Genomic DNA, 20,338 nt, shown 5'->3' on the forward strand with positions numbered 1-20,338 from the left:
ATTATCTTTGCTATGTATTTTAAAAGACTGAACAATGAAAAAGAATGTGTTAAGTTTTGGTACTCCACAAGAGCTGGAAGCTAATAGAATAGCTGAAATAAAATCGCTTTCCTATTTAGAAAGATTAGAAAGATTGATGACTCTTATTGAACTTTCTTATATGTTGAAAACAGCTAAAGTAATCCAATCTAAAAAACGATGAATGAGCAAATAATTGCTATTTGGAATAGTTTTTTTGAAAACAAAGTTAAATATATAACTATTGGTGGATTTGCTGTAAATATTTATGGCTATAATAGAAGTACAGGCGATATAGATATTTACTTAGAGGATACAATTGAAAATCGAATTAATTTAAGAAAAGCTTTAAAATCAATTAATTTGGGAGATTTTGAAACTATTGAAACAATGCAATTTATCCCAGGTTGGACTGATTTTAGTTTAAGCTACGGTCTGAGACTAGATGTTATGACTGCTGTAAAGGGGTTAGAAGATAAATCTTTTTCGTCATTGTTAGAAGATGCTACAATAGTAATGATCGGTGAAACTCCTGTTTATTTTATTGACTACGATAGTTTAATAATCGCTAAAAAAGCAGCAAATAGACCTAAGGATATTTTAGATATTGAAGAACTTAGAAAAGCAAATAACGATTCAGAATAAAATTCTTAATCTGTATAAAACTGATATTTCAGAAAATTAATAAATTGGAACAAAAAAAACTCTTAATCATTACCTATTATTTTCCACCAGCTGGAGGACCTGGCGTGCAACGTTGGTTAAAATTCGTAAAATATTTACCTGAATTTGGTGTTCAGCCTATTGTTTATGTTCCGGAGAATCCAACTTATCCAATTATTGATCAAGGTTTGGTTAGTGAAATTTCTGATCAGGTAATTGTTCTGAAAAATAAAATTTGGGAACCTTATCAATTGGCTTCAATTTTTTCGAAAAATAAAACTAAAAAGATTAGTTCCGGAATTTTTCCGCATAAAAAGAAGCAGACTTTTTTAGATAAAACCTTTCTTTGGGTTCGAGGAAATCTTTTTATTCCGGATGCCCGTGTTTTTTGGGTAAAACCTTCTGTTTCTTATCTTGAAAAATATATCAAAGAGAATAATATTGATACCATTGTAACTTCCGGGCCACCGCATAGTTTGCATTTAATAGGTTTAGAATTAAAAGAAAAATTAAACGTAAAATGGTTTGCTGATTTCCGTGATCCTTGGACTACAATTGGATATCATAAAGCACTGCGTTTATCATCATACGCAGATAAAAAACACAAACAATTAGAGCATAAAGTTCTTAATACTGCAGATACTATTATTGTAACGAGTAAAACTACAAAAGCCGAATTTCAAGCCATTACAAACAAGCCAATTTCGGTTATTACAAACGGTTATGATATCGAAAATGTTGAAAAACAAACTTTAGATACCAAATTTACTTTGGCACATATTGGATCATTTTTATCAGATAGAAACCCAAGATTTTTATGGGAATGTCTGGTTGAATTGTTACAGGAAATACCGGATTTTAAATCACATTTAGAAATTAAACTAATTGGAGCTGTTAGTCAGGAAGTTCTGGATGCTATAAAAGAGTTTAATTTGAATGATTATTTGAATCTTCTGGGATATGTTTCGCATCATGAAGCAATTGCTCATCAAAAAAAATCACAGGTTTTACTTTTAATAGAGATTAATTCAGAAGATACCAAAAGTATTATTCCGGGTAAATTATTCGAATATATGGTTTCAAATCGCCCAATAATTGCGATTGGACCAGAAGGTTCTGATTTTGCTGATATTATAACAGAGACAAATACTGGAGTATTTTTTGATTATTCTGAGAAAGCGAAGTTAAAAAGTGTAATTTTGGACTTTTATAATCAGTTTTTGGAAGGGAAATTACAATCTTATGGAGTTGGTTTACAACAATATTCAAGAAAAAATCTTACCAAGCAATTAGCACAATTGATTAAAGAATAAAAAGCAATAACAATTTAAAAAATCTATAGAGAGTAGAAAATCAGAAATCTAAACTCTACAATCTAAACTCTGCAAGCAAAACATGGGTATTGTTTTAAACCAGTCTTTCAAAAATACAATCATAACTTACATAGGCTTTGCAATAGGAGCTATTAATACGCTTTATCTATATCCAATTTATTTGGGGGCTACTTATTATGCGCTAACAAATTATATTACTTCGGCTGCCAACGTAATTATGCCATTGTTTGCAATTGGAATGCAAAACACATTAGTCAAGTTTTATTCACAGTATGAAACCGAAGATGAAAGAGAACAGTTTCTTTCTTTTACGGCATTATTTCCAATATTAATGTGTATTCCGTTGGGTATTATTGGAATCTTTTTCTTTGATGATATTACGGCATTTGTAGCAAAGAAAAACCCTGTTGTAAAAGAGTTTATGCTTTTGATTCCGTTCATTGGGATTTGTATGGCATATTTCGAAATATTTTATGCTTGGGCGAGAGTTCATATGCATTCTGTTTTTGGAAATTTCATTAAAGAAGTTGGATTAAGATTGTTTTCAACTTTTGCATTGGTAGGTTTGTATTTTAACTGGATGACACTAATTCAGTTTGTTTATGTAACGGCAGCAATTTATTTTGTGGCGTTCATAGTTACAATGTTCTACGCTTTCTATATTAAAAAACCTAAATTTCAAATCAATATTCCCAAGAACGTAAGAGATGTAATGGAATATACATTCTTCATTATTTTGTCAGGAAGTGTTGCCAATTTACTTTTGGATGGAGATAAACTGATGTTGAATCAGTACATGAAAATTGAGAATATTGCGTACTATTCAGTAGCGACTTATATTGCTTTGGTAATTTCAGTTCCAAGTCGTGCGATGCATCAAATTGTATATCCAATTACAGCTAAATTAATGCATGAAAATAAACACGATGAATTGAATTTATTGTACAAAAAAACTTCAATTAATCTTCAAATGGTTGGTGGTTTTGTGATGTTGTGCATTTTTGTCAATATTAATCAATTGTACGAATTAGTTCCAAAAGAGTATAGCGGAGGTATTACCGTTGTATTTATGATTGGATTATCAAAATATTTTGATTTGATTTTAGGAAACAATAATGCAATCATTTTTAACACTAAATATTATAGAATGGTATTGTATTTAGGATTGCTGTTAGTGTTTTTAACCATTGTCTTAAATATGATTTTTATTCCTATTGCTGGGATTTTAGGATCAGCATTCGCTACTTTATTATCTGTTACTTTGTACAGTTTGGCAAAGCTGCTTTTTGTCGTAAAGAAGTTGGATTTGTATCCGTTTACAAAACAAACGATATATTCAATGTTGCTGACGTTTGCTTTGTTTTTACTGTTTTATTTCTGGGAATTTCCTTTTTATCAATTAATAAGTATTGCTTTAAAGTCTGTTCTGGTTACTATTTTGTATGTATATCTGAATTATAAGTTTAAGATTTCTTCAGATATTAATAAAGTAATTGATGGTATTTTGAAAAAGATAGGAGTTAAAAATTAATACGATTTTATTGAGAAATCCACAAGGAATTTAAATTCTAAGCTATTTTGTTTTTATATTTGTTAGAAAGGATAACCAATTTATTTCTAATAGAATATGAAAAAGAAACTACTTTGCTTTTTAGGGTTCTTCGTTGTATTGTTTTCTTCATTGACTTTTGCTCAAGCTGATAGCTTAAAAAGCTCAAAGATAGTTACTGTTGAATTAAAACCAAAAGGATATCCTGTAACTCCTTTTAAAGACACGCTTTTTTATGTCTACAATAAAGTAGGTTCGTTTTCTGCAGAAAGCAGAGCAAATGCAATTACAGAGAAAATCAGAAAACTTTATGAAGATTCTTTTTTCGAAAAAGATTCTATTTCAGTTGTTCCTTCTGATATTTCACAGGATATCATCTATAAGAATGATTTTGTGATCATGTCGATTTTGGATATTGATGCAAAAGCCGAAAATCAGTCTGCTCATTTTATTGCCACGCGGAATTTGAATTTGATAAAAAGAGCTATTATTTATCAAAATGAAAATTATTCAATGCTTCCAAAAAGGCTTGGATATACGGCATTGCTTATTCTTATTATTGGAATTGTTTTATATTTTGTAGGGAAGATTTTTAACCGAATAAAATTATACATCTTAAAAAACAGCGACAGATATTTTAAAGGATTTAATTATAATAATATAAATATTCTTTCGCCACAGAAACAGCAATCTCTATTGATGAAATTGTATAGTCTGATTAAAGGCATTACATTGGTTCTTATCGTTTATCTTTCCCTTCCTTTATTATTTAGTATTTTCCCCGCAACAGAAGCTTATACGACAACTTTATTGCGTTGGATACTGACACCTGCAAAATTGGCCATTATGGGTTTTATTCACTTCCTGCCCAGTTTTGTCACCATCATTGTTATTTTCTTCATTTTTAAATATGCAATTAAGATCATCAAATTCTTTTTTGATGAGATCAAAAAAGAAAATATCAAAATTGATGGTTTTTATAGTGATTGGGCAATGCCAACATTTAATATTATCAGGTTTTTGCTGCTGGCTTTTATGGTAGTAATTATTTTTCCTTATTTGCCCGGATCAGATTCACCTATTTTCAAAGGAGTTTCGGTATTTGTTGGGATTCTATTTTCATTAGGTTCATCAAATGCTATTGCCAATATGGTTGCAGGATTAGTAATTACTTATATGCGTCCGTTTAAAATTGGCGATTTTATAAAGATTGGCGATGTAAGCGGAGAAGTGATCGAAAAAACAGCTTTGGTAACGCGTATCAGAACTCCCAAATTTGAAGACATTACAATCCCAAATTCGACTGTTCTATCGAGTACTTCAACCAATTATTCTTCAAACACAAAACAAGTTAACAATGGCTTGTTGATTCACACCACAGTTACAATTGGGTATGATGTTCCTTGGAAGGATATTCATAAAGCCTTAATAGATGCAGCATTAAAAACAGATATGATTGAGCAAACGCCGCCACCATTTGTTTTGCAAACTGGTTTAGAGGATTTTTACGTTGCTTATCAAATTAATGTCTACACGAAGCATCCTACAAAGCAACCTCTTATTTATTCGTCGTTGCATCAAAATATTCAGGATTCATTTAGTGCTGCGGGAATCGAAATTATGTCACCTCATTATAATGCATTACGAGACGGGAATACAACCACAATTCCTGAGAATTATTTGAATAAAGATTATGAACCGCCAACTTTTAATGTTAAAAATAAAAGTTAAGTTATTGATACTTAGTTAAAATTTTTAACAATTTAACAGTACTTTACTTTGTAGTTTAATTTTTTAAAATTAAATTTATGTTTCAGAATGGAATATTGCTTTTTAGAAAGTTGAATTTAACACGTTTTAAAATCACTAAAAAGTAAATATTGTAGTTTTTTAGATTGATAATTTTGCAGAAATTGTGAAATGAAAATGGATAAAATCGATGTGGTAGAATTTGGATTAATTTTAGTTAACTAATTATGAAGAACAATCGGCTCAGTCAGGAACAAAGCATACAGGTATTTTCTAATATGATATCGAATAAAGTTCATAACGGATTTACTCTTGAAGAAAGAAATGATGAGTTTCTTTTTGCGGTTCTTTCAAAAGGTGGAAAAGTTGTCAATCACGGTCTAAACTTTACGATTTTTTGTTTAACCTTAGGATTATGGTCATTTGCATGGTTGTATCTTACATTTGAGGCGTCAAAACAAAAAAAGATTTTAGTAGCAATTGATGAAGATGGTTTTCCGTTTGAAGAAAAATGCTTAGTTGCTTAGTAGAATTATTAAATGAAAAATAGTAAAGCCCTAAATTCAAAACCTACAATTGAATTTAGGGCTTTATTATTATAGACCTTTCCGTTTTGTTATCTGTTATGTTAGACGCACGGCAGTGCGTCTCTACGGTAAAAAAAACAGATTCAACCGCCAATATATGCATCCAGAGAGAAAAAACCTCAGAGCCTCAGTATCTAAGAACCTCAGAACCTTTTCTCTAAAGTTTATCCTTCAAATAAACTCCTGTAACTGATTTCTTTTCTTTTGCAACTTCTTCCGGAGTTCCAACTGCTAATAAATGTCCTCCGTTTTCTCCTCCTTCAGGGCCTAAATCAATTATCCAGTCGGCACATTTTATTAAGTCAAGATTGTGTTCGATTACAATTATCGAATGTCCTTTATCGATTAAAGCATCAAATGAAGCTAATAGTTTTTTAATATCATGAAAATGTAATCCGGTTGTAGGTTCATCAAAAACAAATAAAGCTTTGTCTTTTGTTGCGCCTTTTACCAAAAATGAAGCAAGTTTAATACGTTGCGCTTCACCACCGGAAAGTGTAGATGAAGATTGTCCTAATTGCACATATCCTAAACCTACATCCTGAAGCGGTTGTAATTTTTGAGTAATTTTACTTTGTTTGTTTTTTTCGAAAAAAGCAATTGCATCATCAATTGTCATTGTCAGAATATCGTTGATGTTTTGATTGTCGAAAGTAATTTCCAAAACTTCTTTTTTAAATCGTTTTCCGCCACAAGTTTCGCAAGGTAAAGAAACGTCTGCCATGAAAACCATTTCGACATTTATAGAACCTTCACCTTTACAAGTTTCGCAACGTCCGCCATCAACATTAAAAGAAAAATGTTTTGCCTGATAACCTCTTATTTTTGATAGTTTTTCTTTGGCATACAAATCACGAATGTCATCATAAGCTTTGATATAAGTTACAGGATTTGATCGTGAACTTCTACCAATTGGGTTTTGATCAACATATTCGATATGTTTGATTTGCGAAAAAGAACCTTTTATTTCACTAAACTGACCAGCTTTTTCACCGGCATTTTCCAGTTTTTTCTGCATTGCAGGAAATAATATTTTCTTGATCAATGTACTTTTTCCACTTCCTGAAACTCCCGTAATTACGGTTAAAACATCAAGAGGAAAAGTAACATTTATATTTTTTAAGTTGTTTTCTCTGGCGCCAACAATATCAATATGATTCTTGAATTTTCGTCTTTTCTTTGGTACAGAAATTTCTAAATCACCATTTAAGTATTTTGCCGTAAGCGAATCGGATTTTAAGATTTCTTCATAAGTTCCCTGAGCCACTAAATGACCACCAAAAGTTCCGGCTTCAGGACCAATATCAATAATCATATCGGCAGCTTTCATGATATCTTCATCATGCTCAACTACAATTACTGTATTGCCCAGATCACGAAGCGAAAGCAAAACCTTAATCAAGCGTTCAGAATCTTTTGGGTGTAGACCAATACTTGGTTCATCGAGAATATACATAGAACCAACCAAACTACTTCCCAATGAAGTCGCAAGATTAATACGCTGCGATTCTCCTCCTGAAAGTGTTGCCGAATTTCTATTTAAGGTAAGATAATCCAAGCCAACTTCTGTCAAAAATGACAAACGATTGTTGATTTCGACCATTAAACGTTTTGCAATTTGCTGTTCGTAAACATTCAAATCGATATTTTTGAAAAAAGTAACCAAATGTTTAATTGGTAAATCAACTAAATCAGAAACTGTTTTACCGTTAATTTTTACGTAAGATGCTTCTTCGCGTAAGCGTTTTCCGCGACAAGCGTGACATTTTGTTTTTCCGCGGTAACGAGATAACATTACGCGATTCTGAATCTTATAATTTTTTTCTTCCAGTTCTTTAAAGAAATCATTTAAACCTTGAAAATATTGATTTCCTTTCCAGATTAAATCTTTTTGCTCTTCTGAAAGTTCAAAATAAGGCTTGTGAATCGGGAAATCGAACTTATAAGCGTGTTTTACCAATTCGTCTTTGTACCAACTCATGCTATCGCCACGCCAAGGATAAATAGCGCTTTCAAAAACAGATAAAGAGGTATTTGGAACCACCAAATCAGCATCAATGCCAATAATGTTTCCATAACCTTCACAAACCGGACAAGCTCCGTAAGGATTATTAAAGCTGAATAAATGTACGTTTGGCTCTAAAAATGTAATTCCGTCAAGCTCAAAATTATTCGAATAAGTAAATCTTTTATCAGAATTTAATTCTTGTAAATAACAGATTCCTTTTCCTTCAAAGAAAGCAGTTTGTACAGCATCTGCAAGACGATTATAGAATTCTTCTTCGTCTTTGACAACGATTCTGTCAATAATCAGTAGAATATCTTTATTATCTAATTTATGAAGTTCTGTAGGCGTAAATTCATCGAGACGCATGGTTTCGTTATCGACAAGAACACGAGAAAAACCTTGTTGCAAAAGCACTTTTAGTTTATCTTCTAATTGTCTTCCTTCTTCAAGATGAATAGGAGAAAGCAAAAGCCATTTACTGTCTAATTCCAGATTTTTTACATCAGATACAACATCTGTAACGGTATTTTTTTTAACCTCCAAACCTGAAATTGGCGAATAAGTTCGTCCAATTCTGGCAAACAAAAGTTTTATATAATCGTAGATTTCAGTAGAAGTTCCAACTGTCGAACGTGCATTCGTTGTATTTACCTTTTGCTCAATCGCAATTGCAGGTGCAATACCTTTTATATATTCAACTTTTGGTTTGTCTAAACGCCCCAAAAACTGACGCGCATATGAAGACAAACTTTCTACATAACGACGTTGTCCTTCGGCATATAAAGTGTCAAATGCTAAACTTGATTTTCCTGATCCCGAAAGTCCTGTAATTACAACAAGTTTGTTTCTGGGAATCACCACATCTACATTTTTTAAATTATGTACTTGTGCTCCTTTAATTATAATATTATGTTTTGGGTCGAGTGTCGAAAGATCGATTTGCATAAAAAAAGTCAATTTCTACAAAAGTAATCAATTTAGATTGGAGTTTTGTTAATCAGATTGTTCCAAATCTTAACTAATTTGTGTGCTATAATAATTGGAATTGGAGAAAGAGATATTTTTACGATCAATATTCTATGGTTTCCCAAGGTTGAAACCTTGGGCTATGCTTGAATTTTCATAATAGAAACATAGCCAATGGTTTCAACCATTGGAGACGTAATATATTTTCACGATGAACATTGTATGGTTTCCCAAGGTTTGAAACGTTGAGACATAATATATTTTCACGATTAATATTCTATGGTTTCCCAAGGTTGAAACCTTGGGCTATGTTTAGTATTATTTGGTAGAAATGCTGTTAATTGTTTCAGCCAATGGAACGAGTAAATTATGGTATTCCAAATTTAGAGATTGAATCTTCGATTTAATTGAGATAGTTTGAAATTAAATTTAATGTGCTAAATCTTGTTTTATTTTACTAAAAACTTGTCATTACAATATAAAATAAGCTATTTTAGGACTGTTTTTACATTAAATTAATACAATATATCGATTTGAAAACTAAACTGTCTTTACTGCTTTTTTTGATGAGTTTCTTTCTGTTTGCGCAGGAGTTTCCGCCAATTGTCAAATATTCATCGTCTGTTTATGGAGCCGGAAATCAAAGCTGGATGATTTCGCAAGACGATCAGAACTATTTGTATTTTGCTAATAATGATGGACTTTTGGAATATAATGGAACAAACTGGCAATTGTATCCTGCTCCAAATGAAACTATTATTCGATCTGTAAAAGTGATCGGAAATAAGATATATACGGGTTGCTACATGAATTTTGGCTACTGGACAAGACAAGCTAATGGCAAATTAAAATATACTTCGCTTAGCGATACCATCAAAAATAAAATATTAGACGACGAACAGTTTTGGAATATTTTGAAGTACGATCAATGGATTTTATTTCAGTCTTTGAACCGAATCTATATATATGATACCAAAACCGGAACATTCAAGATTATTGCACCTAAAAATGGTGTTGTAAAGTCGTTTGCTCCAAAAAACGCTATTTATTTTCAAACCATAAAAGAAGGACTTTTTGAAATCGAAAGCGGAAAAGCAAAATTGGTTTCTGATCATCCTATTCTTAAAAAGTTCACGATTGTGAATGTTTTTGCAATGGACGACGGTTTGCTGATTCAGACGCAATTGGATGGTATTTATAAATTGAATGGAAATACTCTGACGCGTTTTTCTACGGATGTTGATGCCGAATTAAAATCGAGTTTTGTCTATAGCAGCCAACATCTTCAGGACGGAAGTTTTGCTTTGGGAACGGTTTCTAACGGAATTTTTATTTTATCGGATACAGGAAAATTGAAGTATCATATTTCGCAAAGCAAAGGTTTGAGCAATAATACAGCTTTGTCACTTTTTGAAGATAAAGATCAAAATTTATGGACGGGACTTGATAACGGAATTAATTGTATCAATATTCAGTCGCCTGTACACAGTTTTACGGACGATACGGGAGTTTTGGGAACAGTTTATGCATCGGCAACTTTTAATGGTTTGTTGTATGTGGGAACAAATCAGGGATTGTTTTGCAAGAATATGCAGAGTAATGCAGAATTTAAATTTATAAACGGCACAAAAGGTCAGGTTTGGTCGCTTTTTGTATATGATAATACGCTTTTTTGCGGTCATGATTCTGGTACTTTTATTATTACCAATGATTCGGCGAGAAGTATATTTTCGGGATCAGGAACGTGGAAATTTGAGCCTGTTCCGAATTCTAAAAATCAATTGCTTCAGGGAAATTATTACGGAATTTCGGTTTTGGAGAAAGTAAACAATCAATGGATTTTCAGAAATAAAGTTCAGGGTTTTGATTATTCGTCCCGATATTTTGAGGTTTCAAACAATCTTGACGTTTATGTAAGTCATGAATACAAAGGGATTTTTAGGCTTAAACTGGACAAAACACTTTCAAAAACGCATGGATTTTATACGTATAAATCTCCTAAAAAGGGAAAAAATGCAAGTTTGACCAAATTCAATAATCAGATTTATTATGCTTACAAAGGCGGAATTTTTAAACTAAATCCTGCTACAAAACTTTTCGAAAAAGACAATTTACTGAGTTCTATTTTTGAGAAAGATGAATATACTTCGGGTAAATTGATTGTCGATAATTCGAATAAAATCTGGTTGTTTTCTAAAAACTACATTCATTATTTCTCGGCAAGTAAACTCAGCAATCAATTAAAACAGAATGTAATTCCGATTCCGTCTTCATTGACGAATTCGATGTTAGGTTTTGAGAATATTACTCAAATTTCGAAATCAACTTATTTAATTGGCACAACAGATGGATATTATACATTGAATATTGATGATTTAAGTTTTAAAAACTACACCGTTTTTATCACGGATATTTCAATAAACAAGCAGAATGAAACTTTAAAAAATGTTGCAATTCAAAGTGAAGGGAACTTTCGCTCGAGCGAAAATAATATCACATTAAATTATACGGTTCCGGAATACAACAAATACATCAATTCAGAATATCAATATTTATTAGAAGGTTTCCAGAACGAATGGAGCGAATGGAGTACAAAAGCTACGGTTAACTTTAAAAATCTTTCGCCTGGAAAATATACGTTTAAAGTAAGGGCAAAATATGCGAATACTATTTTAGAAAATACGGCGACTTATACATTCGTAGTTTTAAAACCTTGGTATTTGACCAATTTAGCATGGTTTATTTATTTTCTGTTGATGTGTGTTCTGGCTTATTTTGTGAATAAAGCGTATCGAAATTATTATAGAAAACAAGAAGAGAAACTAATTGAAGAGAATAATCTTTTGCTGGAAATAAAAGAATTAGAAAACGAGCAGCAATTAATGAAACTCAGAAACGAGCAATTGTCGCAGGATGTTGATAATAAAAATCGGGAATTGGCTGTTTCGACAATGAGTTTGAATAGTAAAAATGAATTGCTGGCTTTTATCAAAGAAGATTTGAAGAAGACGACTCAAAATGACAGTAATAATATAAAATCAGTTATTAGTACAATCAATAAAAATATCACGGAAGATGATTCGTGGAATGTCTTTAAAGAAGCGTTTGATAATGCCGATAAAGATTTCCTAAAAAGAATAAAACAACTACATCCGTTATTGACACCAAATGATTTACGTCTGTGCGCGTATCTGCGATTAAATCTTTCTTCAAAAGAAATTGCTCCTTTATTTAATATTTCGGTTCGAAGCGTCGAAATTAAAAGATATCGTTTGCGTAAAAAAATGGATTTGCAGCATGAAGTTGGTTTAGTAGAATATATTCTGGCTGTATAGGAACTAAAAAAACGGCGATAAAAAACTATACATTACCTCAACATTTGACATTTGTCGTGTTTTTGTTAAGGTAATGTTAAGGAAATTTAGATTCTGAAATTATATATAAATCAGTGTATTTTTTATGATATATTGATTTTTGGCGTATTTTTTTTGATATGTATGTTTTTTGTTGAGGTTAATTTTAACGTATTCTTAAGAGGATACGATAATTTTAACTTTCAATAAAAACTAACTAATTATGAAATCTAAATTATTACTAACCGTACTATTACTGTTTACATCGTTTGCGTTTTCGCAGTCTTTTGATGTAAGCGGAACCGTACTAGATGGCACAGGTTTATCATTGCCTGGCGTGAATGTAAAAGTTAAAACTTCGTCACAAAGTACAACCACAGACTTTGACGGATCTTTTAAATTATTAGGAGTTCCAAAAGGAACGACAATTGTTTTCAGTTATATAGGTTTTCGAACACAAGAAGTTGTGGTTTCGGCACCTAAGATTACTGTGAAATTGAGTGATGATACCAGATCACTTGATGAAGTTGTTGTGATTGGATACGGATCTCAAAAGAAAAGAGAAGTAACAGGAGCTGTTTCTGTAATCGACAGCAAAACGCTTGACATCTTAAAACCAATAAAGGTAGAACAAGCGTTGCAAGGAACTGTTTCCGGAGTAAATGTTACCACACAATCTGGTGCGCCGGGAGCAAAATTAGATATCCGTATTCGTGGTATTGCTACAAATGGTGAAAACGGACCTCAGGCAATTATTGACGGTTATGTTGGAGATTTAAGTTTGCTTAATCCAAATGATATTGAGACAATTACTGTTTTAAAAGATGCTCAGGCAGCTATCTACGGAACAATTGCAGCAAACGGAATCATCTTAATTACCACTAAAATGGGTAAAAAGAATTCTAAAACTAAAGTATCTTTTAATAGTTATACCGGATTTCAGGAAGCATCCAGAAAATTACCAATGCTTAATGCTACCGAATACGCTTTATTATTGAATGAAAGTTATGCTAATGGCGGAAAAGCGCTTCCTTATCCAAATGCAAGTGGTTTAGGAAGTGGAACAGATTGGCAAAAACAAGTTCTGGGGAAAAGCGTTCCTATATTAAATAGTGATATAACAATCTCTGGAGGTTCTGATAAAATTACCTATTCTATTAGTGGTTCGCACTTGGATCAGGAAGGAATTGTAGGTTCAGATAAATCAGGATTTTTAAGAAATACGGCAAGATTAGCTTTAGGAGCTGATTTAAGCGATAAATTCAAAGTAAAAACAAACGTAATCTATACATATTTCGATAGAAAAACCATTAACGAAAACGGATTAGGTTCTGTATTGTTTAATGCACTTAACGTTCCTGCAACTTTATCTCCATATGCTGCAAACGGTGATTTTGCTTTAGTGCCAAACACAACTGGTTTAGGTAACGAAATTATAAATCCGTTGGCGCAAATTGCGAATACTTATAATGATTATAATTATAAAAAACTGAACGGAAACTTTGGTTTGGATTATAAAATCTTCAAAGGATTTACACTTTCGAGTTCTATAGGATTTAATACTTCAAATAGTGAAGGCAAAACTTTTGGAAAGAAAATAAGTTATGGCGGAAAAGTTTTTGATGTTCAAAGAAGTTTTGTAACTCAAACTGCTACAAACGATAATGATTACTCGTTTGACCTTTATGCAACGTATGTTACAAAAATAGGAGAGAACCATAATATCACGGCAACATTAGGAAATACCATTTATAAACAATGGGGAAATTCGGCTAATGGAACTGGTTTTGATGTTCCTAATAATTCATGGGATTATGCTGATCTTTCTTTGACAAAAGGAGTTCCATCAGCTTTGAATACTGGAGGTTATGTTTATGATCAAAGAAGACTTTCTTATTTTGGAAGAGCACAATATGATTATAAAGGAAAATACTTATTGTCTGCAATGATCAGACGTGACGCATCAACAAAATTTGGTCCGGATAATAAAGTGGGTTATTTTCCATCATTTACCGGAGGTTGGGTAATTTCTGACGAAGGTTTCTTTGGAGAATCAAAAACATTTAATTTCTTAAAATTAAGAGCCAGTTATGGTACATTAGGAAATGATCAAATCCCGAATAATGGTTTCTTAAGCCTTTTAAACGGAGAAGCTACTTATGTGTTTGATGGTAATTTAGTAAGCGGAGTTGCAACAGGACAAATTCCTAATCCAAAGTTGAAATGGGAACAAGCAAAGAAGTTTGATGTTGGTTTAGACCTTAGATTATTAAGCGATAAAGTTTCTATCGTAGCGGATTATTTTATTGATACCAGAAAAGATTTATTGATACCGGATATTCCAGTTTCGGGAATTACAGGAGTTGGTGCTCCGGGCGCTAGTGCTCCAACTTTGAATGCTGGTACAGTTAGAAATTCAGGAGTTGAATTTGCAATAGATTACAAAGAGAAATTTGGGGATAATTTTAGCTTGAGCGTAGGTTATAATGTGACTTTTATCAAGAACGAAGTATTGGAAGTAAACAACGGAACCGGAATTATCGAGCTAGGTAGTTTTGGCGTAGGGCAATTACCGGCATCACGCATGCAAGCCGGAAATCCAATTGGATATTTCTACGGTTATAAAACGGATGGATTATTTCAAAATCAGGCCGAAGTTGATGCGCATCCATCGCAATTGGCTTTAGGAGCAAATGCTTCACCGGGAGATATTCGTTTTGTTGATGTAAATGGTGATGGCGTAATTGATACTAAGGATAAAACCAATATTGGAGATCCAATTCCTGATGCTACAATGGGTTTCAATATACAAATGAGTTATAAAAGCCTTGATTTTGCACTTTACAGCTTTGCTTCAATAGGCAATGATATGGTTCGTAACTACGAGCGTGTACTTTCTGATGCTAATAGATTAGATTATGTTTTGGACAGATGGACAGGTCCGGGAACAAGTAATTCTGTGCCAAGAGTAACTACTGGAGCAACTGCAAACAATGTACTTTCTGAGTATTTTGTTGAAGACGCTTCTTATTTCAGAATTCAAAACATACAATTAGGATATACACTTGATCCAAAAGTAACTCAAAAAGCAGGAATTACTAAACTAAGACTTTATACGGGAGTAAATAATTTATACACTTTTACAAAGTATAAAGGTTTTGATCCAGGCGCTTCATTTGGACCAACAAATAAAGATGGAGTTTCTCAATCACCAATTGGTGCCGGAATTGATTACGGGTTTTACCCGGTTCCAAGAACCTATTTATTGGGTTTAAACATTAATTTTTAATTTCAATAAAAATGAAAAAGTATTTAATTACATCCATTATAACACTTACGCTATTCTCGACAATAAGTATTTCTTGTTCAGATGAATTTGTAAGTCCAAAACCTCAATATTCTATTGATTCTGAAAATTATTTCAATTCAAAAGAAGATTATAACGACGCTTTAGTTGCCGCTTACGATTTGCTGCAAGCTACTTATGCAAATGCTTTATTAGGAGAAATTGCTTCTGATAATACATTGGCAGGAGGAGAAAGCCCTACAGACGTAATTGGTTGGCAACAAGTAGACGACATGATTCATACGCCGGTAAACAGCAATTTAAGAGATATCTGGAATTGGATGTTTGCAGGAGTTCAAAGAGCCAATTATATTCTTGAATTTCAAAATAAAACCGATTTTGAGGGAAAAACCCAGCTACTCGCAGAAACACATTTTCTACGAGCTTATTACCAGTTTGAGTTAGTTAAATGGTTTGGGGGAATCCCGATGAAAGGAGATGCGAGATTTAAAGTTGGAGATGAAAAAACAGTACCACGCTCATCAGTTGCGGAAGTGTATGCTTCTATAGAAGCTGATTTGATTTATGCTACTGCTAATTTATCTCCAATTGCATCTCAAAAAGGACGCGTAACGAAAGGTGCTGCTGAAGCATTATTAGGAAAAGCTTATTTATATCAAAATAAATATGCTCAAGCTGCTGCTTCTCTTAATAACGTAATCACTTCCGGAAAATACAGTTTAGTATCGGATTATGATGCGATTTTTGAAATGGCGGGAGAAAACGGATCAGAATCTGTTTTTGAAGTACAATATACAGATGTTGAAGGAGCAGGTTTTACTTGTTTACAATGTAGTGAAGGAAACGTTGCAGTTGGTTTTAGCGGAGTAAGAAATTATTCTGGGCCACTTTTTTCTTCTGGATTTAGTTTTAATGTTCCAACTGCAGAAGCTGCAAACTCTTTTGAAGCAGGAGATAAACGTAAAAATACTGCTATTCTTGATATCGCAGCTTGGGCTGAAGCCAATAAAAGTTATGATAATGGAAAAGGAGTTACGTTTGGAAAAGGAAACGAAGACACAGGTTATTTCAATAGAAAATATTTGCCAAGAAAAAGAAGCGATAATGCTCAGGGAGATTTGAATTTAACAAACCCTAATAATTACAGAGCAATTCGTTATGCAGATGTTTTATTAATGGCTGCAGAAGCTTATAACCGTGGCGGAATTGACGATGCAAAAGCAAGAACCTATTTAAACCAAGTTAGAAGACGTGCTTTTGGAGATAATAATCATGATATATCAGTTTCAGGAGCTGCACTTACAGATTTTATCTGGGCAGAAAGAAGATCGGAGCTTTTTGGAGAAGGACAGCGTTTCTTTGATTTAGTAAGAACTGGAAAAGCAGTTGGAAAAATACCAGGTTTTACAGCAAATAAAAATGAGTTATTCCCGCTGCCAATTGAAGAAATTCAATTCGCAAATGGAAATTGGAAGCAAAACCCTGGATATTAAAAAAACATTATTATGAAAAAATTACATTTTATTATAAGTCTTTTCGTTTTGACAATACTTCTGGGTTGTTCAAATGACGATAATAGCAATATTGATTTAGATGCATTAGGTGCACCATCAAAAATATCTGCTTTGACCACTGTAACGCAGGATAATACCGGTAAAGTTACTTTCTTGCCTAAAGGCGAAGGTGTTACACAATACAAAATAAATTATGGAGACGGAACTCCGGAATCAGATTATTTTGGGTCTGGCGGAACCGTAACACATACATATCCTGAGGGAGTTTACCATGCTAAAATTAAAGCAATGGGAATCAACGGAAAAATAACTGAAGTAGATCAGGTAGTAACCGTTTCGTTTTTGGCTCCAACAAATTTAAAAGTAACGTTGGCGCATGTAATCGGAGATAATTTATCAGCTTCGGTTACTGCAAAAGCAGATTTAGAAACATATTTTCAGGTATATTTTGGAGAAACTGAGGACGAAGTTCCTGTAGATTTCATGGAAGGTGAAACCATTAAACATACTTATGCAAATGTTGGAACGTATAACGTAAAAGTAATAGCGCTGAGCGGAGGTGTAGCAACTACAACTTATGAAGAATCAATTACAATCTCTAATCCAGTATTATTACCGGTAGATTTTGAATCTGCAACACTTAATTATGCCTTTAATAATTTTGGCGGAGCAACTACAACTGTAGCAAATAATCCAAGTGTAAACGAAGATAATCCAAGTGCAAAAGTTGCTAAGCTTAATAAAAGTGCAGGTTCTGAAGTTTGGGCAGGTTCGTTTTTAGAATTAGGAACACCAATTGATTTTTCGACTTTGAAAAAAATCAAAATTAAAGCGTGGTCTCCAAAAGCAGGAATTGTGGTTAAAATGAAATTAGAAAACTTAGCAGATTCTAATATTAATACAGAAGTTGATGTAACCAATACAGTTGCTAACGGTTGGGAAGAATTGACTTTTGATTTCTCTGCTGTAGATAATACTAAGAATTATCAAAGAGTGGTATTGTTTTTTGATTTTGGAAATAATGGTACAGGAGTAGATTATTACTTTGATGATATTGAATTGACTGCAGGCGTAGAAACTGTAAAATTGCCATTGAGTTTTGAATCTTCAGTGTTGACTTATTCCTTTACCAATTTTGGAGGAGCAAATTCAGTATTAGCAGATAATCCGGATAAAACAGGAATCAATACTTCGGCAAAAGTAGGTGCTTTGACAAAAGGAAGCGGTTCTGAAGTTTGGGCAGGATCTTTCATCGAATTAGCAAGTCCGCTTAATTTTTCTACTTTCAAAAAAATCAAAATGAAAGTATGGTCGCCACAAGCAGGAATTATTGTAAAAGTCAAGTTTGAAAACATGTCAGATAGTACAATAAATAAAGAGGTAGATGCAACCACAACCGTTGCAAATGGATGGGAAGAGCTCACTTTTGATTTCACTGGAGCCACAACAGCCAATCAATTTCAGCGATTAGTAGTGTTCTTTGACTTTGGAGTTAACGGCACAGGGAAAACCTATTATTTTGATGACATTAAACAATCCAATTAAAAAAACGTAATCATGAGTAAAAAGATAATTATAAATATAATAGCATTACTGTCACTATTCTTGACAGTAAGTTGCCAGAAAGATGATTATGCATTTGGCGATTTGTCAGCACCATCAAATCTTAAAGTAACCGCTGAAATTATAGGAAAAACTGCCGATGCTCCGAACGGAGACGGTTCAGGAATGGTAAAGTTAATAGCAACGGCAGATAATGCTGTATCTTACAAATATATATTTAGCGATGGAACTTCGCAAAATTCTCCAAGCGGTGTATTTACCAAACGTTTTACTAAAACAAATGTAAACACGTATACTATTACAATAATTGCATACGGAAAAGGTGGAATTGCTACAAATAGTACCGCAGATGTTACTGTCCTAAGTAATTTTAGCGACGACGAAGCGGTTCATTTTCTGACCAACGGAAGTTCTCAAAAATGGTATTGGTCAGCATCAGAACCCGGACATTTAGGAGTGGGACAAAATGATTCAGATGCTACTAAAAATCACATTCCAAACTATTATTCTGCAACACCTTTTGAAAAAGCAGGATCACCAACAAGTAGCTGTTTATACGAAAACGTATTGACATTCTCACTTGTAGGAGGACAATTGAAATTTGAATTAGACAATGGAGGAGCAACATTCTTTAATGCATCATTCAAAAATGTAGCAGGAGGAAGCGGAGCAGGAGATGCTTGTTTAACGTATGATGCGACAGGAGTTAAAACAGTTTCATTAAGTCCATCAGAATCTGTTGTAACCAAAAATCCTGATCATCAAACACAAACCAGAGGTACAATGTTAAACTTCTCTGACGGAGGATTTATGGGGTATTATATTGGTCAAAGTTCATATGAGATATTGTCGATTACAGCAAACAGAATGGTTGTTAGAGCCATTATGGGCGGAGATCCTTCTTTGGCTTGGTATCATACTTTTACAACAACGCCACCAAATCAGACTCCTGATCCTGACTTTACAAATCTGGTTTTTTCTGATGAATTCAATACAGACGGAGCTCCCGACGCAACAAAATGGGTTTATGATTTAGGAACAGGAACAAATGGTTGGGGAAATAATGAAAAACAGAATTATACCAACTCCGCTACGAATGTAATAGTTCAGGGAGGAAATCTTAAAATCACGGCTAAAAAAGAAGCTTCAGGCGGAGCAGATTATTCTTCGGCGCGATTAAAAACAGATGGTAAGTTCTCCTTTACTTATGGAAAATTGGAGATAAAAGCCAAACTTCCAACAGGAGCAGGAACATGGCCGGCATTATGGATGTTAGGTCAAAATTATGCAACTAAACCATGGCCAGCTTGCGGCGAAATAGATATGATGGAACACGTGGGGAACAATCAAAATGTTATTTTGAGCACCCTTCATTATCCCGGACATTCTGGAGGACAAGGAAATACAGGCTCAAAAACAATAGCAAATGTTTCAACAGAGTTTCATGTTTACAAAACAATCTGGACAGCATCATCAGTCAAAACTTTTGTAGATGACACAATGATTCATTCAGTTCCTAATGACGGTTCTCTTCCCTTTAATAGTGACTTTTTCTTAATTTTAAATGTTGCAATGGGAGGTAATCTGGGCGGTAATATTGATGCAGCTTTTACACAATCTTCCATGGAGGTTGATTATGTGCGAGTATATCAATAGAATACAAATTAATTAGTAAGAATGAAGTAAGAAGGTCAGTTTAAGGCTGGCCTTCTTAATTTTTAGCAATT

At 33.2% G+C, this 20,338-nt stretch carries 12 protein-coding genes; 11 read left to right on the forward strand and 1 reads right to left on the reverse strand.

The features are described from left to right. Nucleotides 1-34 precede the first annotated feature (34 nt). The 6 genes from CLU81_RS26995 (at nucleotide 35) to CLU81_RS20750 (ending at nucleotide 5,840) form a co-directional block, all read left to right on the forward strand. Entirely contained in the window at nucleotides 35-202 is a 168-nt protein-coding gene (locus CLU81_RS26995) for a hypothetical protein (protein WP_199174583.1), read from the forward strand. Next, nucleotides 199-663, forward strand: coding sequence for a DUF6036 family nucleotidyltransferase (locus tag CLU81_RS20730; protein ID WP_099711542.1), 465 nt, complete (start codon nucleotides 199-201; stop codon nucleotides 661-663). Before CLU81_RS26995 ends, CLU81_RS20730 begins: the two co-directional genes overlap by 4 nt. A 44-nt stretch (nucleotides 664-707) precedes the next feature. Then, nucleotides 708-1,994: a glycosyltransferase family 4 protein gene (locus tag CLU81_RS20735; protein ID WP_099711543.1), complete on the forward strand. Its 1,287-nt coding sequence runs from the start codon at nucleotides 708-710 to the stop codon at nucleotides 1,992-1,994. Nucleotides 1,995-2,076: 82 nt separating this feature from the next. Then, entirely contained in the window at nucleotides 2,077-3,546 is a 1,470-nt protein-coding gene (locus CLU81_RS20740; protein ID WP_099711544.1) for a lipopolysaccharide biosynthesis protein, read from the forward strand. A 96-nt stretch (nucleotides 3,547-3,642) separates the two neighbouring features. Then, nucleotides 3,643-5,295 (forward strand): mechanosensitive ion channel family protein, encoded by a 1,653-nt coding sequence (locus CLU81_RS20745; RefSeq protein ID WP_099711545.1) that lies wholly within the window; start codon nucleotides 3,643-3,645, stop codon nucleotides 5,293-5,295. 245 nt (nucleotides 5,296-5,540) lie between these two features. Further along, nucleotides 5,541-5,840: a hypothetical protein gene (locus CLU81_RS20750; RefSeq protein ID WP_099711546.1), complete on the forward strand. Its 300-nt coding sequence runs from the start codon at nucleotides 5,541-5,543 to the stop codon at nucleotides 5,838-5,840. Nucleotides 5,841-6,057: 217 nt separating this feature from the next. Here CLU81_RS20750 and uvrA read toward each other — a convergent pair whose 3' ends face one another. After that, a complete protein-coding gene (gene uvrA, locus CLU81_RS20755) occupies nucleotides 6,058-8,853 on the reverse strand; it encodes an excinuclease ABC subunit UvrA (protein ID WP_099711547.1) in 2,796 nt (931 codons plus the stop codon). A gap of 587 nt (nucleotides 8,854-9,440) precedes the next feature. Here uvrA and CLU81_RS20760 point away from each other — a divergent pair. From CLU81_RS20760 to CLU81_RS20780, 5 genes are all read left to right on the forward strand, one after another. Further along, the gene (locus tag CLU81_RS20760) at nucleotides 9,441-12,209 is read left to right on the forward strand and encodes a triple tyrosine motif-containing protein (protein WP_099711548.1); all 2,769 of its coding nucleotides are present in this window, start codon (nucleotides 9,441-9,443) and stop codon (nucleotides 12,207-12,209) included. Between the two features lie 241 nt (nucleotides 12,210-12,450). Further along, the gene (locus CLU81_RS20765; protein ID WP_099711549.1) at nucleotides 12,451-15,516 is read left to right on the forward strand and encodes a TonB-dependent receptor; all 3,066 of its coding nucleotides are present in this window, start codon (nucleotides 12,451-12,453) and stop codon (nucleotides 15,514-15,516) included. Nucleotides 15,517-15,527: 11 nt separating this feature from the next. Next, nucleotides 15,528-17,027 carry a RagB/SusD family nutrient uptake outer membrane protein gene (locus tag CLU81_RS20770; protein WP_099711550.1) on the forward strand — a complete coding sequence of 500 codons (1,500 nt, stop codon included), beginning with the start codon at nucleotides 15,528-15,530 and terminating at the stop codon, nucleotides 17,025-17,027. Nucleotides 17,028-17,039: 12 nt separating this feature from the next. Further along, nucleotides 17,040-18,593 (forward strand): hypothetical protein, encoded by a 1,554-nt coding sequence (locus CLU81_RS20775; protein ID WP_099711551.1) that lies wholly within the window; start codon nucleotides 17,040-17,042, stop codon nucleotides 18,591-18,593. A 12-nt stretch (nucleotides 18,594-18,605) separates the two neighbouring features. Then, on the forward strand, nucleotides 18,606-20,267 hold the full coding sequence (locus CLU81_RS20780; protein ID WP_099711552.1) for a family 16 glycosylhydrolase: 1,662 nt from the start codon (nucleotides 18,606-18,608) through the stop codon (nucleotides 20,265-20,267). Nucleotides 20,268-20,338 lie beyond the last annotated feature (71 nt).

It is taken from the genome of Flavobacterium sp. 9, assembly GCF_002754195.1.
In the GTDB taxonomy this organism is placed as follows: Bacteria; Bacteroidota; Bacteroidia; order Flavobacteriales; family Flavobacteriaceae; genus Flavobacterium.